The following is a 14,719-nucleotide window of genomic DNA, read 5'->3' as shown; positions in this document are numbered from 1 at the left end:
CCCCTGCCTGCGAGCGCCGCGATGCGGGGAAGGCGCAACGCGCCTAAGGGGGTATCACACCAGCTCCGCAAAACCATGGCTGAGCACCAGCTTGTCGCGTTCCTGCACCTTGGCACGCAACTGGTAATGCGTCTGGCTGCCAGGCACGCGCCAGATTTCGGTGACCAGGGTTTCGCCGGGAAAGACCGGCGAGGCAAAACGGATGTCCAGTGCCCGAAAGCGTGAGGCATCGCCGCCCGCACACTGGCGCAACAGGGCACGGGTGACCAGGCCATAGCTGGCCAGCCCATGAAGAATGGGACGCTCAAAGCCCGCGGCCGTGGCGACTGCGGGGTCTGCATGCAGAGGGTTGTAGTCGCCGCAGAGGCGGTAGAGCAGCGCGGCCTCGGGGCGGGTTGCCTGGATGTCCGTGAAGTGCGGTGCGCTGTCTTCCGGTGTGGATTGCAGCGCGGGCAGCGGGGTGTCCGTGGGCTGTCCGGTCTGGCTGAAGCCCCCATCACCGCGCAGAAAAGATACCTGCTGTACGGTGGCCAGCAGCGTGCCGTCGGTGGTTTCCAGGCGGCGCTCCGTCACCATGATGCAGCCCTTGCCTTCGCCCTTGTCCGTCAGATGGGTGACCCGGTTGTGGCCCACGACTTGAGCGGCAGCTGGCAGCGGTCGGTGCAGCCGCATGCGCTGTTCACCATGCAGCAGCCTGACCCAGTCGATGCCGGTGTCTGGCTCGCGCGCCCAGAAGCCGGGGTAACCCAGCACAACGGCCTGAGAAGGCAGGGTGAGCAGGCCCTGGCCGTCCTTGCCCTCATACACATAGGACAGGGCGCTGTGATCCAGCGGGTCGTTGCCCAGACCCAGGCTGAGCGCATACAACATGCTGTCGCGCGCGCTGTACTGCTGGCGCACAGGCTCGAAGTGGAGCGCCTTGAGGTGGTGGTAGTCAATGGCCATGTACAGGCTCCTCGGTGTGATTCGCTGTGGAGGTCCTCTCTCGCAAGCGGGCGAGGGAGTAGAGGCAAGCCGGGGCAGCTCTGCCCTGCCGCGCATGGGGCCTCTTTCGCCAGGGACACCGCGCAAGGGCCGCCCCGCCGCGCCGGTGTCGTCCCCATCCCACGCGCAGCGTGAGAGAGGGGGAAGCGGCGCAGCCGCTCAGGGGGTGTGGCTGGTCACACCGGATCCCAACTGAACACGTCGGCCGAGCGATCCATGGGTACAAACGAGGCCTTGAGCGCGGGCATGCCGTGCTCGGCAATGAACTCGGGTGTCCAGCCTTCGCTGCGATGCACCGAGCGCAGCGGACGTGGCTGACTCATCAGAAACAGCTCGTTGTTGCGCACGGCAAAGACCTGGGCGTTCACATCTCTGGCCTGGTCGGACAGCAGATAGACCGCCAGCGGCGCGATCTTGTTGGGCGTCATCTGCTGAATCTTGGCCACACGCGCCTGCTGCTCGGGGGTATCGGTGGGAATGGAGCCGATCATGCGGCTCCAGGCAAAGGGAGCGATGCAGTTGGAGCGCACATTGAACCTAGCCATGTCCAGCGCAATGGATTTGGACAGGGCGGTCAGGCCCAGCTTGGCAGCGCTGTAGTTCGCCTGGCCCAGGTTGCCGATCAGGCCGGAGGTGGAAGTCATGTGGACCAGGGCCCCGCTTTCCTGTTCCTTGAAGTGGTTGGCGGCAGCGCGGCTCATGAAGTAGCTGCCGTAGAGATGAACCTTGATGACGGCATCCCACTCCTCCAGGCTCATCTTGTGGAAGAAGCGGTCGCGCAGAATGCCGGCGTTGTTGACGACGCCATCGATGCGGCCAAAGCTGTCCACCGCGCATTGCACAATGCGGCTGGCACTGGCCGCTTCAGAGACGCTGTCGGTACTGGCAACGGCCTGGCCGCCTGCGGCCTTGATCTCGTCGACCACTTTCTGCGCCGGACCTGCGTCGGTGCCTTCGCCGGTGGTGGACGTGCCGATGTCGTTGACCACCACTCTGGCTCCCGACGCCGCCATGGCCAAGGCAATGTCTCGACCGATGCCACCTCCGGCGCCGGTCACCACTACGACCTTGTCTTGCATCATCTTCTGGGCCATGGCTTGTCGTCCTTTGCTGTTGTCGTGAGAGATGAGCCCAGCATGCCGGCAAACCGGCGCGGACGCCATTTGCCAATCCCGAGGACGGACTTCGTCAGCGTGAAAGCCGCTGCTGCGCACCACGGGTTGTCACGCCCTTAGGCAGCGCTGAAGACATGCTTTCAAAAACGCGGCTTGCCTGACGGCGTCGCTGCCTCGACCATGGCAGCCATGACAGAACCGCAACCTGCAATCATCGACGACGCCAAGCTGGCGCATCTTCAGACTTGGCAGAGCAAAAGCGAAACCGCGCTCGACCTCATCACCGCCGCTCCCTTGCGGGCCCTGTCGGCCACGCTGGACCGGGATGAGCCTGCTCCTACACCCGGTACGCCGGTGGCGCCGCTGTGGCACTGGCTGTATTTCCTGCCTCATGCGCGCCAGAGCGAGATCGGCCCCGACGGGCATCCCCGGCGTGGCGGCTTCCTGCCGCCCGTGCCGTTGCCGCGCCGCATGTGGGCCGGCGGGCGGCTGCGCTGGGAGACAGACAATCCGCTGCGCCTGGGGCAGGAGGTGCAGCGCGTCTCCACCATCCGCAGCGTGCAGCACAAGACCGGACGCTCGGGTGAGTTGCTGTTCGTGCTGGTGGAGCATCGGTTCTCGAACCAGGACGGCCTGGCGCTGGTCGAGGAGCACGACATCGTCTACCGGGCCGCCGCCAGGCCCGGCGATCCGGTGCCGTCACCGCAGCAGCCGCCGCTCGCCGGCCAGGCTGCCTGGTCGCGCACCATCGTGCCAGACGACATCTTGCTGTTTCGCTATTCGGCGCTGACCTTCAACGGCCACCGCATCCACTACGACCGTCAGTACGTGACCCAGGTCGAGGGCTACCCGGGCCTGATCGTGCATGGCCCGCTGATTGCCACGCTGCTGCTCGATCTGCTGCGCCGCAATCTGCAGGGCGCCAAGGTGGTCACGTTCGACTTCAAGGCCTTGCGGCCGACCTTCGACCTTCACCCTTTCAGCGTGCACGGCAAGCCGCGCGAGGACGGCAGGACCATCGACCTGTGGGCTCAGGACCACGAAGGCTTTCTCACCATGCAGGCAACGGCCACGGTGTCCTGAAGAATTAAAAACCATAGCTTATGACGCTTGATGGATAAGCGTTCTAGGCAAAAAGGCTTTAAATGATCGAACATACCAGCTCGAATAACCACCACGAGATCCGCGATGCCATCCGTGCGCTGTGTGCGGAGTTTCCCGACGAGTATTTCCGCAAGATCGACGAGCAGCGCGTCTACCCCGAAGCCTTCGTCAACGCGCTCACGAACGCGGGCTGGCTGGCCGCGCTGATTCCGCAGGAGTACGGCGGCAGCGGCCTGGGCCTGACCGAGGCCAGCGTCATCATGGAGGAGATCAACCGCTGCGGCGGCAACTCGGGTGCCTGCCACGGCCAGATGTACAACATGGGCACATTGCTGCGCCATGGCTCGCAGGCGCAGAAGGAGAAATACCTGCCGCGCATTGCCTCGGGCGAATGGCGGCTGCAGTCCATGGGTGTCACAGAGCCCACCACGGGCACGGACACCACCAAGATCAAGACCAGCGCCGTGAAGAAGGACGGGCGCTATGTGATCAACGGTCAGAAGGTCTGGATCAGCCGCATCCAGCACAGCGACTTCATGATCCTGCTGGCGCGCACCACGCCGCTGGCGGAAGTGAAGAAGAAAAGCGAGGGCATGTCCATCTTCATGGTTGATCTGCGCGAGGCCGAGAAGAAGGGCATGACCGTGCGCCCCATCCTCAATATGGTCAACCACGAGACCAACGAGCTGTTCTTCGAGGATCTGGAGATTCCCGAGGAGAACCTGATCGGCGAGGAAGGCAAGGGCTTCAAGTACATCCTCGACGGGCTGAACGCCGAGCGCACGCTGATTGCGGCCGAGTGCATAGGCGACGGCTACTGGTTTCTGGACCGTGTGACGAATTACGTGAAGGACCGCCAGGTGTTCGGCCGTCCCATCGGCCAGAACCAGGGCGTGCAGTTCCCGATCGCCGATGCCTTCATCGAGGTCGAGGCCGCCAATCTCATGCGCTGGAAGGCCTGCGAACTGTTCGACGCGCGAGAGTCCATGGGCGCTCAGGCCAATATGGCCAAGTATCTTGCGGCCAAGGCCAGCTGGGAGGCGGCCAATGCCTGCATCCAGTTTCACGGTGGCTTCGGCTTTGCCTGCGAGTACGACGTGGAGCGCAAGTTCCGCGAAACCCGCCTCTACCAGGTGGCGCCGATCTCCACCAATCTGATCTATTCCTATGTGGCCGAGCACCTGCTGGGTCTGCCACGTTCGTTTTGAAATGGAAGACCCCCTGAGTCGCTGTGCGCCTTCCCCCTGAAAGGGGGACGACAGCCTCGCTGCGGGGCGGTGCGGCCGGCGTAGGCCCTTGCTTGCTGTCCCTGGCTTTGAGTGCGCCAGTTTTTCGGGTCGTGAGTTTCGCCAAAGTGCAATGGATTTCCAAGATGAAAAAGCATAGTCTTCGACCTCTCGATGGCATCACCGTGGTCTCGCTGGAACATGCGGTGGCCGCACCCTTTTGCACCCGCCAGCTCGCCGATCTGGGGGCGCGCGTGGTCAAGGTGGAGCGCCCCGGCGCGGGCGACTTTGCGCGCGGCTACGACCAGCGGGTCAATGGCCAGTCCTCGCATTTCACCTGGATCAACCGAAGCAAGGAAAGCCTGGCGCTGGACCTCAAGCAACCGGCGGCCCTGCAAGCCTTGCTGCAACTGCTGACCACGGCTGATGTGCTGGTGCAGAACCTGGCACCGGGCGCGGCCGCGCGCATGGGGCTGTCCTACGAGGTGCTGAAAGCCCGTAACCCCCAACTCATCGTCTGCGACATCAGCGGCTATGGTGCCGACGGCCCCTATCGGGACAAGAAGGCCTACGACCTGCTGATCCAGAGCGAGGCGGGGTTTCTCTCGGTTACGGGAACGGAGCAGGAGCCGTCCAAGGCCGGCATCTCGGTGGCCGATATCGCGGCCGGGATGTACGCCTATACCAATGTTCTTTCTGCCCTGCTGCTGCGCGGGCGCACGGGTGAGGGCAGCCATATCGATGTCTCCATGCTGGAGGCACTGGGCGAATGGATGGGCTATCCCATGTACTACGCCTGGGACGGCGCGCCGCCGCCGCCGCGCACGGGCGCATCGCATGCCAGCATCTACCCCTATGGCCCCTTCATGGCGGGCGATGGCGGCACGGTGATGCTGGGCCTGCAGAACGAGCGCGAATGGACGCTTTTCTGCGAGCAGGTGCTGCTGCAGCCGGCACTGGCCGGCGATGCGCGCTTTGATAGCAATGCACAGCGCAATGCGCACCGCGAGGAGCTGCAGGCCCTGATCCTGAGCGTGTTTGCCGGACTGGACGCACCGCAGGTGGTGCAGCGCCTGGAGCAGGCCGGCATTGCCAACGCCTGCGTCAACGACATGGCGGGCCTGTGGGCCCATCCGCAACTGGCCGCGCGTCAGCGCTGGTGCAGCGTGGGCACACCGGCCGGGCCGGTGCAGGCGCTGCTGCCGCCCGGTGCCAACAGCGCCTTTGACTACCGCATGGACGCCGTGCCGTCCGTCGGTGAGCACAGTGCGGCCATCCTGGCCGAGCTGGGCTGGTCGGCCGAGCGCATCCGTGCTCTGTACGCCGAAGAAGCAACTCTGTGAAAGCTGTGCGCTGTGTATGCGCGGGAGTGATTCCATGAAGAACGAGACCCAAGTGAGCATTCATCCGCTGGCCCGGTTCGCGGCCACATTGTGCTGGGAAGATGTCCCGCTGCAGGTGCAGCGCCGCGCCGAGGATCTGTGGGTGGACTGGTTCGGCTCCGCTCTCGCCGGCCAGAACGCGCGCCCGGTGCAGAGCATCACGCGCTTCGCGCTGTCCCAGGGGCCGGCCGCAGGCCCCTGCGAGATACTGGGCAGTGACGCCACCAGCTCGCCGCTGATGGCGGCCCAGGCCAACGCCGCAGCCTCGCATGTGGCCGAGCAGGACGATGTGCACAACGGCTCGGTGTTCCACCCCGCCGCCGTGGTATTCCCGCCCGCACTGGCCGTGGCGCAGAGCCTAGGTGCCAGCGGCGTCGAGCTCATGCAGGCCTGTGTGGCTGGCTATGAGGTCGGCATCCGGGTGGGCGAGTTTCTGGGCCGTAGCCACTACCGCATCTTCCACACCACGGCCACGGCCGGCACGCTGGCGGCGGCTGCGGCCGTGGGCCGCCTGCTCAAGCTGACGCCCGAGCAGATGCAGCATGCCTTCGGCTCGGCCGGCACACAGTCGGCGGGGCTGTGGGAGTTTCTGCGCACGGGCGCCGACAGCAAGCAGTTGCACACGGCGCATGCTGCATCTGCAGGGCTGACGGCCGCCTTCCTGGCGCAGGACGGATTCACGGGCGCGCAGGACATCTTCACGGGGCCGCAGGGACTGGCTGCAGGCATGTCCACGGATGCCGACCCGGCCCGACTCAGCGATGGGCTGGGCACGCGCTGGGCCACGGCAGAGACCTCGTTCAAATGGCATGCCTCCTGCCGCCACACGCATCCGGCCGCCGATGCACTGCTGCAGGTCATGCAGCAGCATGGCCTGGCGCCTGCCGACCTGGCACAGGTCACCTGCCATGTGCACCAGGGCGCCATCGACGTGCTGGGCCCCGTGGTCAGGCCGAGCACCGTCCACCAGAGCAAGTTCTCCATGGGCACCGTGCTGGCGCTGGCGGCGCGTCACGGTCATGCGGGGCTGACGGAGTTCGACCGCGACTATCTGGCACAGGAAACCGTGGAGCTGCGCGACAAGGTGAGCATGGAGCTTGATGCCGAGGTCGATCAGGCCTATCCCCGGCGCTGGATAGGCAAGGTCAGCGTACAGACCACGGATGGCCGTTTGCTCAAGGGCCGTGTCGACGAACCCAAGGGCGACCCTGGCAACACGCTGTCGCGCGAGGAGATCACGGCCAAGGCGCTGCGGCTGATCGCCTATGGCGGCCATGTGCCCGCGGAGCACGCCCAGGCCGCGGTGGCAAGGCTGTGGCAGGTCGCGCAATGGCCGCAGGTACGGCATCTGCTGGATTGAGTTTCTTTCCGCCGGTGCAGGCAAGGCCGGCATCCCTCGGGCAAAGGCGCCATCACAGAGTGCCTCCCGCTTCCACAAAGTGCAAAGGAGACAAAACATGCAATATCGATCCATCCGCCGCCGACTGATCTGCGCCGCGGCCGCAGCCTCCGCATTCGCCGCCAGCAGCGGCGTCATGGCCGCAGGCTGGCCGGACAAGCCTGTGACCCTGGTCGTTCCCTACAGCGCCGGAGGGCCTACCGATGTAGTGGCGCGGTTGCTGGCCGTGCCGATGGGACAGTACCTGGGGCAGTCGGTGCTTGTCGAAAACACCGTGGGCGCAGGCGGCACGCTGGCACCGGCGCGCATCGTGCGCTCCAAGCCCGACGGCTACACCATATTGATCCACCACATGGGCATGGCTACTGCGCCCTCGCTTTACAAAAAGCTGCCCTATGACCCGCTCAAGGACTTCGAGTACATCGGCCAGGTGCTGGACGTCCCCATGACCCTGCTGTCGCGCAAGGACTTCCCGGCCAACAACTTTGCCGAGCTGCTGGACTATGTGAAAAAGCACCAGGACAAGGTGTCGCTGGCAAATGCCGGTGTGGGCGCCGTGTCGCAGCTGTGCGGCATGCTGTTCATGCACCAGGTGGGCGTGAAGCTGACCGTCGTTCCCTACAAGGGGGCCGGTCCCGCCATGAACGATTTGATGGGCGGGCAGGTTGACCTGCTGTGCGACCAGACCACCCAGACCATGCCCGTGATCCAGGACGGCAAGCGCGCGAAGGTGTTCGGCGTGACCACACCCCAGCGCCTGTCGTCGCTGCCCAATATCCCGACGCTGGACGAGCAGGGCCTCAAGGGCTTCGACGTCAAGGTCTGGCATGGCATGTATGCACCCAAGGGCACGCCCAGGGAGGCGATAGAGCAGCTGAACAAGGCACTGAATGTGGCCCTCAAGGATGATAACGTCAAAAAGCGCATCGCCGAGCTCAGCTCTGATCTCGTCACGCCCGACAAGGCCACGCCAGAAGGACTGCGCAAGCATCTGGAGGCCGAAGTCGCGCGCTGGCGCATCGTTATCAAGGCCGCCGGCGTATCGGCCGAATAAGGCCGAGTGAGGCCATGCACGGAACGAGATCCGCGCCCCGGCGCGGGCCCGCCACCACCTGATTGACATCCTGCATTCCCAGGAGACGCCATGAGCACCTTGCTGCATAACGCCTGCACTTTTCTGTTCGTTCCCGCCAACCGGCCGCAGCGGCTTGCCAAGGCTCTCGCCAGCGGCGCCGATATGGTGATTGCCGACTGCGAGGATGCCGTGGCCCCCGGCGACAAGCCGGCCGCCAGATTGGCCCTGGAGCAGGCCGTGCAGCAGCTTTCCATGTCCGAACGTGAACGGCTGCTGGTGCGTATCAATGCCTGGGGAACGCCATGGTTCGATGAAGATCTGCAGGCGCTGGCGCGGCTGGTGGCCGTCGGTGTGGCCGGGGCCGTGGTGCCCAAGGCGGAAAGCGCGGCCGTGCTGCAGCAGATTGCCGATGCAGCCGGCCCGCGCTGTGCGTTGCTGCCCCTGGTGGAAAGCGTGGCCGGCCTGGATGCCTGCGATGCACTGGCCGGCACCGCGCAGGTGGTGCGGCTGGCTTTCGGGCATCTGGACTTCCAGGTCGATGCCGGCATGCAGTGCGAGCCGGACGAAGCCGAGCTGCAGCCGGTGCGCCTGGCGCTGATCCTCGCATCGCGCCGGCGGGGCCTGGCCCGCGCCGTGGATGGCGTCACCATCGACACCAAGGATGAGGCCCGCCTGGAGAGCGACACCCGGCGTGCACTGCGCATGGGCTTTGGCGCCAAGCTGTGCATACACCCGGACCAGGTCGGCCCGGTCAACCGCGTGTTTGCGCCTTGCGATCCGGCCGTGGCCCAGGCCAGTGCGGTGGTGCAGGCCATGCAGGCTTCTGGCGGCGGCGTCTGCACGGTCAACGGCAGGATGGTGGATGCGCCCGTGCTTCATCTGGCGCAGCAGACACTGGCCCGCCACGCCTGGGCCCAACAGCGCATGCAGCGCGAAACCTAGTCTTATTGGACGTTGCCGGGCGCCGTTGTCTGGTTCAGATTCATGCTGCTTCATGAAACAGGGGAACGGCATGAACCAGGCTTTGGTATGTGTGGTGACGGGGGCCAGCCGTGGCGTGGGCCGGGGTGTGGCGCTGGCGCTGGGTGCGGCGCGGGCAACCGTCTACGTGACGGGGCGCAGCGTGAAGGAGGGCGACTCGCCGCTGCCGGGCACGGTGGGCAGGACGGCCGCCGATGTGACGGCTGCCGGCGGCCACGGCATTGCCGTGGCCTGTGACCATGGCGATGATGCCCAGGTGGAAGCGCTGTTCGAGCGCGTGCGCCGCGAGCATGGCCGGCTCGACATTCTGGTCAATTGTGCGATTGCGATTCCCGATGCGCTGACCGTGCCCGGCCCGTTCTGGCAGAAGCCGCTGGAGATGACCGGACTGCTCGATGTGGGCCTGCGTTCTACCTATGTGGCCAGCTATTGCGCGGCCGGCCTGCTGATCGCGGCGCGCGGCCTGGTGGTCAATATCTCGTCGGCCGGCAGTCGCTGCTACATGCATGGGCCGGCCTATGGCGCAGGCAAGGCCGGCACGGACAAGATGAGCTTCGACATGGCCCATGATTTCAAGCCTGCCGGCGTGAGCGTGGTTTCGCTCTGGCCCGGACTGGTCAGGACCGAGCGCTCCGAACGCGTCTGCGCGGCCGAGCCCGACAAGTACGGCGACAGCTTCGACAGCGCCGAAACGCCGCAGTTCATTGGCCGGGTGGTGCTGGCCTTGCATGGCGATGCCGACTGCCTGGCGCGGCGCTCCGGCGGCGTGTTCTATACGGCCGAACTGGCCAGCGAGTATGGCGTGCAGGACATCGATGGCGCGCAGCCCGCGTCGCCGCGTGCCTACTTCGGCGCACCCCCGGAATTCAGCCCGGTGGTGGTCGAATAAGCCGGTGCACTGACAGCATGCAAGATCAAGGCCGCAGTGGGGGCTACACTGCGGCCTTCCTTGTTTTTGCTGTACCCGGTCCGTGTCTGCTTCTGTCTACCTTTCCCGCCGCTGCTGTCTGCATCTCTCCTTCTCGCTGCCCCTGGCTCTGGGCCTGTCGGCCTGTGCCACGACCACCCCTGAACAAAGCCAGGATGAACTAATCCAGCGCTTCTACGCACTGATGGCTGCCGGCGATTTCGACACCTGCATTGCCCTGATCTCGGCACGCAATATTTCCAGCGGGCAACTGGCGAGTTTTGAGCAAAAGCTGCGCCGCATGCTGACAGGCGCCAAGGGAATGATCGACTCCAAGGGCGGCCTGGCCAAGGTCGAAGTGGTGGAAAGAAAAGTTTCCGAGGAGGAGCAGGTCATCAAGCTCAGGGTGCTGGTCAGCTATCGCAATGGCAGCACCCGCCGCGAGCGCATCAATCTGGTCCAGGAAGAAGGCGTCTGGAAAGTGCTGCTGTGATGCTTGCGCGGCTGGCCACGGCCGCTGTGATCGCAGTATCGGCCTGCTGCGCTGGTCTGGCTTTTTCAATGCCGCCATTGCCGCCGCAGGCTGCGCCTGGCGATCTGATCTTTCGCCAGGGTACGGAAAACGTCAGCCATCTGGTGCAAGCCGTGGACCATGGTGACTTCAGCCATGTGGGCATGCTGGTGGGGCGGCCCGGTCAGTGGCAGGTGTTGCATGCCACGCCGTCCGAGCGTCCGGGTCAGGCGGATGCCGTGGTGCTCGATTCGCTGGACTTTTTTCTGGACGCTCAGCGCGCCCGGGCCTATCGCCTGTATCAGGTCGCTTCCGACCCCGGCACGCGCGAGCGGGCCGTGGCCTGGGCCATGGCGCAGCAGGGCAAGCCGTTTCAGCTGCAGGGAGATGCTCAGGATTTGTACTGCACCACGCTGGTCTGGCAGGCCTGGCAGCAAGGCGGTATGGATCTCGGGGTGGTGTTCACCAGGCTGGAGCTACCGATTCTCGGCGGGCGCTACCTGCTGCCCGGCCAGCTGCTGCGCTCATCCCGCTTGCGTCCGCTGACGCCCTTGCTGTCCTTGCACTAGGCCCGGGCGCTATACGCCCAGATATTGCTGGCGCACGGCCTTGTCGCCAGCCAGTTCGGCCATGCTGGCTTCGTGCACGATCTGGCCCTTTTCCAGCACATAGGCGCGGTCGGCCACGACCTCGGCAAACGGCAGGTTCTGCTCGCTGAGCAAGATGCCTATGCCCTGTGCCTTGAGTTCGAGAATCGTGCGCGCCATCTGCTCGACGATCAGCGGAGCAACCCCCTCGGAGGGCTCATCCAGCAGCACTAGGCAGGGCTGGCCCATCAGCGTGCGGGCCACGCTCAGCATTTGCTGCTCACCACCACTCATGCGCCCGCCCAGGCGGTCAGGCATCTCTCCCAGGTTGGGGAACAGCGCAAAAAGCCTTTCGGGCGTCCAGTGCGGCATGGCGGAGCCATCGGGCCATCGGCGAGGCTTTTGCTTGCCGACCTCGAGGTTTTCCAGCACCGTCAGCTCGGTAAAGATGCGGCGATCCTCGGGCACATAGCCGAGGCCGCGCTGCGCGATCTGGTGCGAGGCTTTTTTCTCTATCGCTTCTCCCATGAAGCGGATACTGCCCTCGCGGTGCGGCACCAGGGCGGCAATGCTTTTGAGCGTGGTGGACTTGCCAGCGCCATTACGACCCATCAGCGCCACGACTTCGCCGCGCCCCACGGCCAGAGATACCTGATGCAGGATATGGGCCGCGCCATACCAGGCATTGAGGTTCTGGACTTCAAGCAATTTTGGGCTCTTGCCCTTATCCATCAAGCGTTGGTTGCTATGCATTTGATTCATTGCTGTTTTTCAAGTACGAGGCCGGTACCGAGGTAGGCCTGCTGCACGCGCGCGTCGTCGCGAATGGCTTGCGGCGTACCTTCGGCCAGCAGCTGGCCGCGCACCAGCACGGCCACACGGTCGGCCTGACCGAAGACCACGTCCATGCTGTGTTCGGTAAACAGCACGCCCATGCGGCGCTGCTGCGCAAGCTGGCGCGTCAGCTGCATCAGCGCGACACGCTCGCCCGGGGCCATGCCGGCCGTGGGTTCGTCCATGAGCAGCAGCAGAGGATCATGGGCCAGAGCCATGGCCAGCTCCACTCGCTTCACATCGCCATAGGCCAGAGCGCTGCAGGGGCGATCGGCCTGAGCCGCCATGCCCACCTGATCCAGCAGGGCCAGTGCGTCGGAACGCCGGTGGCTGGCGGCACGCGGCCACCAGCTGAAGATCCTGCGATCGGCCGACAGCAAAGCCATCTGCACGTTTTCCACCACGCTGAGCGAGGCAAAAGTCTGTGCAATCTGGAAGGTGCGTCCCACGCCCTTGCGCCAGATGGCGCGCGGCGGCAGTCCGGTGATGGACTGGCCATTGAGCAGCACCTGGCCGCTGTCGGGTGGCAACTGGCCGCCGACCATATTGAAGGTGGTGCTCTTGCCAGCGCCGTTGGGGCCGATCAGGGCCAGCAGCTCACCCGCCTGCAGGCTGAATGAGACCTGCTGCACGGCCTTCACGCCGCCAAAGGCCTTGCTGACGTTCTGTACCTGCAGCAAGTTCATGTTCTGGCTCCTGCCTTGCCTTTGGCGCTCACACGCGACCACAGCCATTGCGCATAGCCGGCAATACCCTGCGGTGCCAGCAGCACCAGAATCAGCATGGTCGCTCCCATCAACGCGCGCCAGTATTCGGTGTTGCGCGCCACGGTGTCGTGCAGCCAGGTGAAGGCTGCCGCCCCCACCAGGGGGCCGGCCAGTGTCTGCACACCGCCCAGCAGCACCATGACCAGTGCATCCACCGACTTGGTGACCGACATCGCATCGGGCGCCACGCCGCCCTTGCTGAAGGCAAACAGCGCACCGGCCAAGCCGGCAAACAGCCCGGCGATCACGAACGCCGTCCACTGTACGCGGCGCACGTCGATACCGATCGCATCTGCCCGCAGCGCCGAGTCGCGCGATGCGCGCAGCGCATAGCCCAGCGGCGAAAACAGCAGGCGACGCAGCAGATAGATGCCCAGCGTGCAGATGCCCAGCGCCAGCCAGTAGAACGCCGGACCCTGCGATGCCCATTCGGGGGGCCATACGCCCGTCAGGCCATTGCTGCCGCCCGTGAAGTCATCCCATTGAAAGACGATGGCCCAGCTGATCTGCGCAAACGCCAGCGTCAGCATGGTCAGATAGACGCCTGACAGCCGCACGCAGAACCAGCCATAGAGCAGGGCGCCCGCAGCGGCGGCCAGGGGGCCGAGCAACAGCGCGGCCTCCATGGGCAGATCCAGCGCACGCACCAGCAGTGCAGCACCGTAGGCACCGAGGCCAAAGTAGGCCGCGTGACCGAAGGAGTGCATGCCGCCAGGCCCGAGTATGAAGTGCAGACTGCTCGCAAACAGTGCGGCGACAAAAATGTCGGCCAGCAGCACGGTGGCATAGCTGCCGCCTTCGGCTGCACCTGCCGTCAGCGGCAGCAGCACCAGCGCGCTCAGCAGTCCCAGCCATGCGGCCGTTGCACCACGCCCCGAGCGGCGCAGCGGCTGTTCGGGCTCGCCGGCGCTGCGTGCCAGTGCCTGGGGCTTGCCCAGCAGGCCCCAGGGCCGCCAGATCAGCACCACGGCCATGACCAGGAACTCCACCACCAGCGTGAGCTTGGAGAACGACAGCTCGAAGCCCGCGATCTCCTGCACGCCCAGCCAGATGCAGACGGCCTTGAGCTCCGCCACCAGCAACGCGGCCATGAAGGCGCCCGGTATGCTGCCCATGCCGCCGACCACCACCACCACAAACGCGGCGCCAATGGTGAGCATGTCCATCTCGAGGCTGGCGGGCTCGCGCGGCAGCTGCAGCGCGCCGCCCAGGCCTGCCAGCAGCGTGCCCAGTGCGAAGACGGCGGTGAACAGCCAGGCCTGGTTGACGCCCAGGGCGCCCACCATTTCGCGGTCCTGCGTGGCGGCACGCACCAGGGTGCCAAAGCGGGTCCTGGTCAACAAAAGCGTCAGGCCCAGGAGCACGCAGGGACCGACCGCTATCAAGAAAAGATCGTAAGTGGGGAACTGGCGGCCCAGAATCTCCACCGAGCCTTCAAGTCCTGTGGCACGCGGGCCGAACAGTTCCTCGGGGCCCCACAGCCACAGCGCAGCGTCCTTGATGACCAGTACCAGTGCAAACGTGGCCAGCAGCTGGAATAGCTCGGGCGCCTTGTAGATGCGACGCAGAAGCAGTGTCTCGGTCAGTGCCCCGAGTGCGCCACAGGCCAGCGGAGCCAGCAGCAGCGCGGGCCAGAATCCGATATGGGGCGAGAGCCGGTCCACACTGCTGTAGGCGATGAAGGCGCCCAGCATGTAGAACGAGCCGTGGGCGAAGTTGATGGTGCGGGTGACACCAAAGATCAGTGACAGCCCGACTGAAACCAGAAACAGCGACGATGCGCTGGCCAGTCCGTTGAGCAACTGGGCCAGCAGGCCGGATGCACTCATGCTGCGTAGCTCCTGAAG

14 protein-coding genes are annotated in these 14,719 nt (G+C 65.3%); 9 read left to right on the top strand and 5 right to left on the bottom strand.

Features of this window, described 5'->3' with window-relative positions; translation table 11 throughout:
* Positions 1 to 54: 54 nt before the first annotated feature.
* Both DJFAAGMI_RS16930 and DJFAAGMI_RS16925 read right to left on the bottom strand, forming a co-directional pair.
* Positions 55 to 945 carry a MaoC/PaaZ C-terminal domain-containing protein gene (locus DJFAAGMI_RS16930; RefSeq protein WP_211458022.1) on the bottom strand — a complete coding sequence of 297 codons (891 nt, stop codon included), beginning with the start codon at positions 943 to 945 and terminating at the stop codon, positions 55 to 57.
* A gap of 215 nt (positions 946 to 1,160) precedes the next feature.
* Complete coding sequence (locus DJFAAGMI_RS16925; RefSeq protein WP_003059581.1) at positions 1,161 to 2,078, bottom strand: SDR family NAD(P)-dependent oxidoreductase; 918 nt, start codon at positions 2,076 to 2,078, stop codon at positions 1,161 to 1,163.
* A gap of 201 nt (positions 2,079 to 2,279) precedes the next feature.
* Between DJFAAGMI_RS16925 and DJFAAGMI_RS16920 the strand changes: the two genes are divergently transcribed.
* The 9 genes from DJFAAGMI_RS16920 to DJFAAGMI_RS16880 all read left to right on the top strand — a co-directional run bounded on the left by DJFAAGMI_RS16920 (position 2,280) and on the right by DJFAAGMI_RS16880 (position 11,253).
* Positions 2,280 to 3,182, top strand: coding sequence for an HTD2 family dehydratase (locus DJFAAGMI_RS16920; RefSeq protein ID WP_211458383.1), 903 nt, complete (start codon positions 2,280 to 2,282; stop codon positions 3,180 to 3,182).
* Between the two features lie 62 nt (positions 3,183 to 3,244).
* A complete protein-coding gene (locus tag DJFAAGMI_RS16915; protein ID WP_003070450.1) occupies positions 3,245 to 4,411 on the top strand; it encodes an acyl-CoA dehydrogenase family protein in 1,167 nt (388 codons plus the stop codon).
* Between the two features lie 164 nt (positions 4,412 to 4,575).
* Positions 4,576 to 5,772 (top strand): CaiB/BaiF CoA transferase family protein, encoded by a 1,197-nt coding sequence (locus tag DJFAAGMI_RS16910; RefSeq protein WP_211458021.1) that lies wholly within the window; start codon positions 4,576 to 4,578, stop codon positions 5,770 to 5,772.
* A 34-nt stretch (positions 5,773 to 5,806) separates the two neighbouring features.
* On the top strand, positions 5,807 to 7,171 hold the full coding sequence (locus tag DJFAAGMI_RS16905; RefSeq protein ID WP_211458020.1) for an MmgE/PrpD family protein: 1,365 nt from the start codon (positions 5,807 to 5,809) through the stop codon (positions 7,169 to 7,171).
* A gap of 97 nt (positions 7,172 to 7,268) precedes the next feature.
* Entirely contained in the window at positions 7,269 to 8,264 is a 996-nt protein-coding gene (locus tag DJFAAGMI_RS16900) for a tripartite tricarboxylate transporter substrate binding protein BugD (protein WP_211458019.1), read from the top strand.
* Between the two features lie 90 nt (positions 8,265 to 8,354).
* Entirely contained in the window at positions 8,355 to 9,227 is an 873-nt protein-coding gene (locus tag DJFAAGMI_RS16895; protein ID WP_211458018.1) for an HpcH/HpaI aldolase/citrate lyase family protein, read from the top strand.
* Positions 9,228 to 9,297: 70 nt separating this feature from the next.
* Positions 9,298 to 10,155, top strand: coding sequence for an SDR family NAD(P)-dependent oxidoreductase (locus DJFAAGMI_RS16890; protein WP_211458017.1), 858 nt, complete (start codon positions 9,298 to 9,300; stop codon positions 10,153 to 10,155).
* Between the two features lie 82 nt (positions 10,156 to 10,237).
* Complete coding sequence (locus DJFAAGMI_RS16885; RefSeq protein WP_211458016.1) at positions 10,238 to 10,666, top strand: DUF4878 domain-containing protein; 429 nt, start codon at positions 10,238 to 10,240, stop codon at positions 10,664 to 10,666.
* 68 nt (positions 10,667 to 10,734) lie between these two features.
* Positions 10,735 to 11,253, top strand: a complete 519-nt coding sequence (locus DJFAAGMI_RS16880) for a YiiX/YebB-like N1pC/P60 family cysteine hydrolase (protein ID WP_249334488.1) — start codon at positions 10,735 to 10,737, stop codon at positions 11,251 to 11,253.
* Positions 11,254 to 11,262: 9 nt separating this feature from the next.
* Here DJFAAGMI_RS16880 and DJFAAGMI_RS16875 read toward each other — a convergent pair whose 3' ends face one another.
* From DJFAAGMI_RS16875 to DJFAAGMI_RS16865, 3 genes are read right to left on the bottom strand one after another with little or no spacing between them, the layout of a single operon-like run.
* Positions 11,263 to 12,033, bottom strand: coding sequence for an ABC transporter ATP-binding protein (locus tag DJFAAGMI_RS16875; RefSeq protein ID WP_211458014.1), 771 nt, complete (start codon positions 12,031 to 12,033; stop codon positions 11,263 to 11,265).
* Positions 12,030 to 12,791 (bottom strand): ABC transporter ATP-binding protein, encoded by a 762-nt coding sequence (locus DJFAAGMI_RS16870; protein ID WP_211458013.1) that lies wholly within the window; start codon positions 12,789 to 12,791, stop codon positions 12,030 to 12,032. The genes DJFAAGMI_RS16875 and DJFAAGMI_RS16870 overlap by 4 nt, the downstream gene beginning before the upstream one ends.
* Complete coding sequence (locus DJFAAGMI_RS16865; protein WP_211458012.1) at positions 12,788 to 14,701, bottom strand: ABC transporter permease; 1,914 nt, start codon at positions 14,699 to 14,701, stop codon at positions 12,788 to 12,790. Before DJFAAGMI_RS16865 ends, DJFAAGMI_RS16870 begins: the two co-directional genes overlap by 4 nt.
* Between the last annotated feature and the right edge of the window lie 18 nt (positions 14,702 to 14,719).

It is taken from the genome of Comamonas brasiliensis (genome assembly GCF_018292285.1).
GTDB lineage: Bacteria > Pseudomonadota > Gammaproteobacteria > Burkholderiales > Burkholderiaceae_C > Comamonas > Comamonas brasiliensis.
The sequence above is the reverse complement of the archived record's forward strand: the minus strand, read 5'-3'. Positions and strand labels throughout refer to the sequence as shown.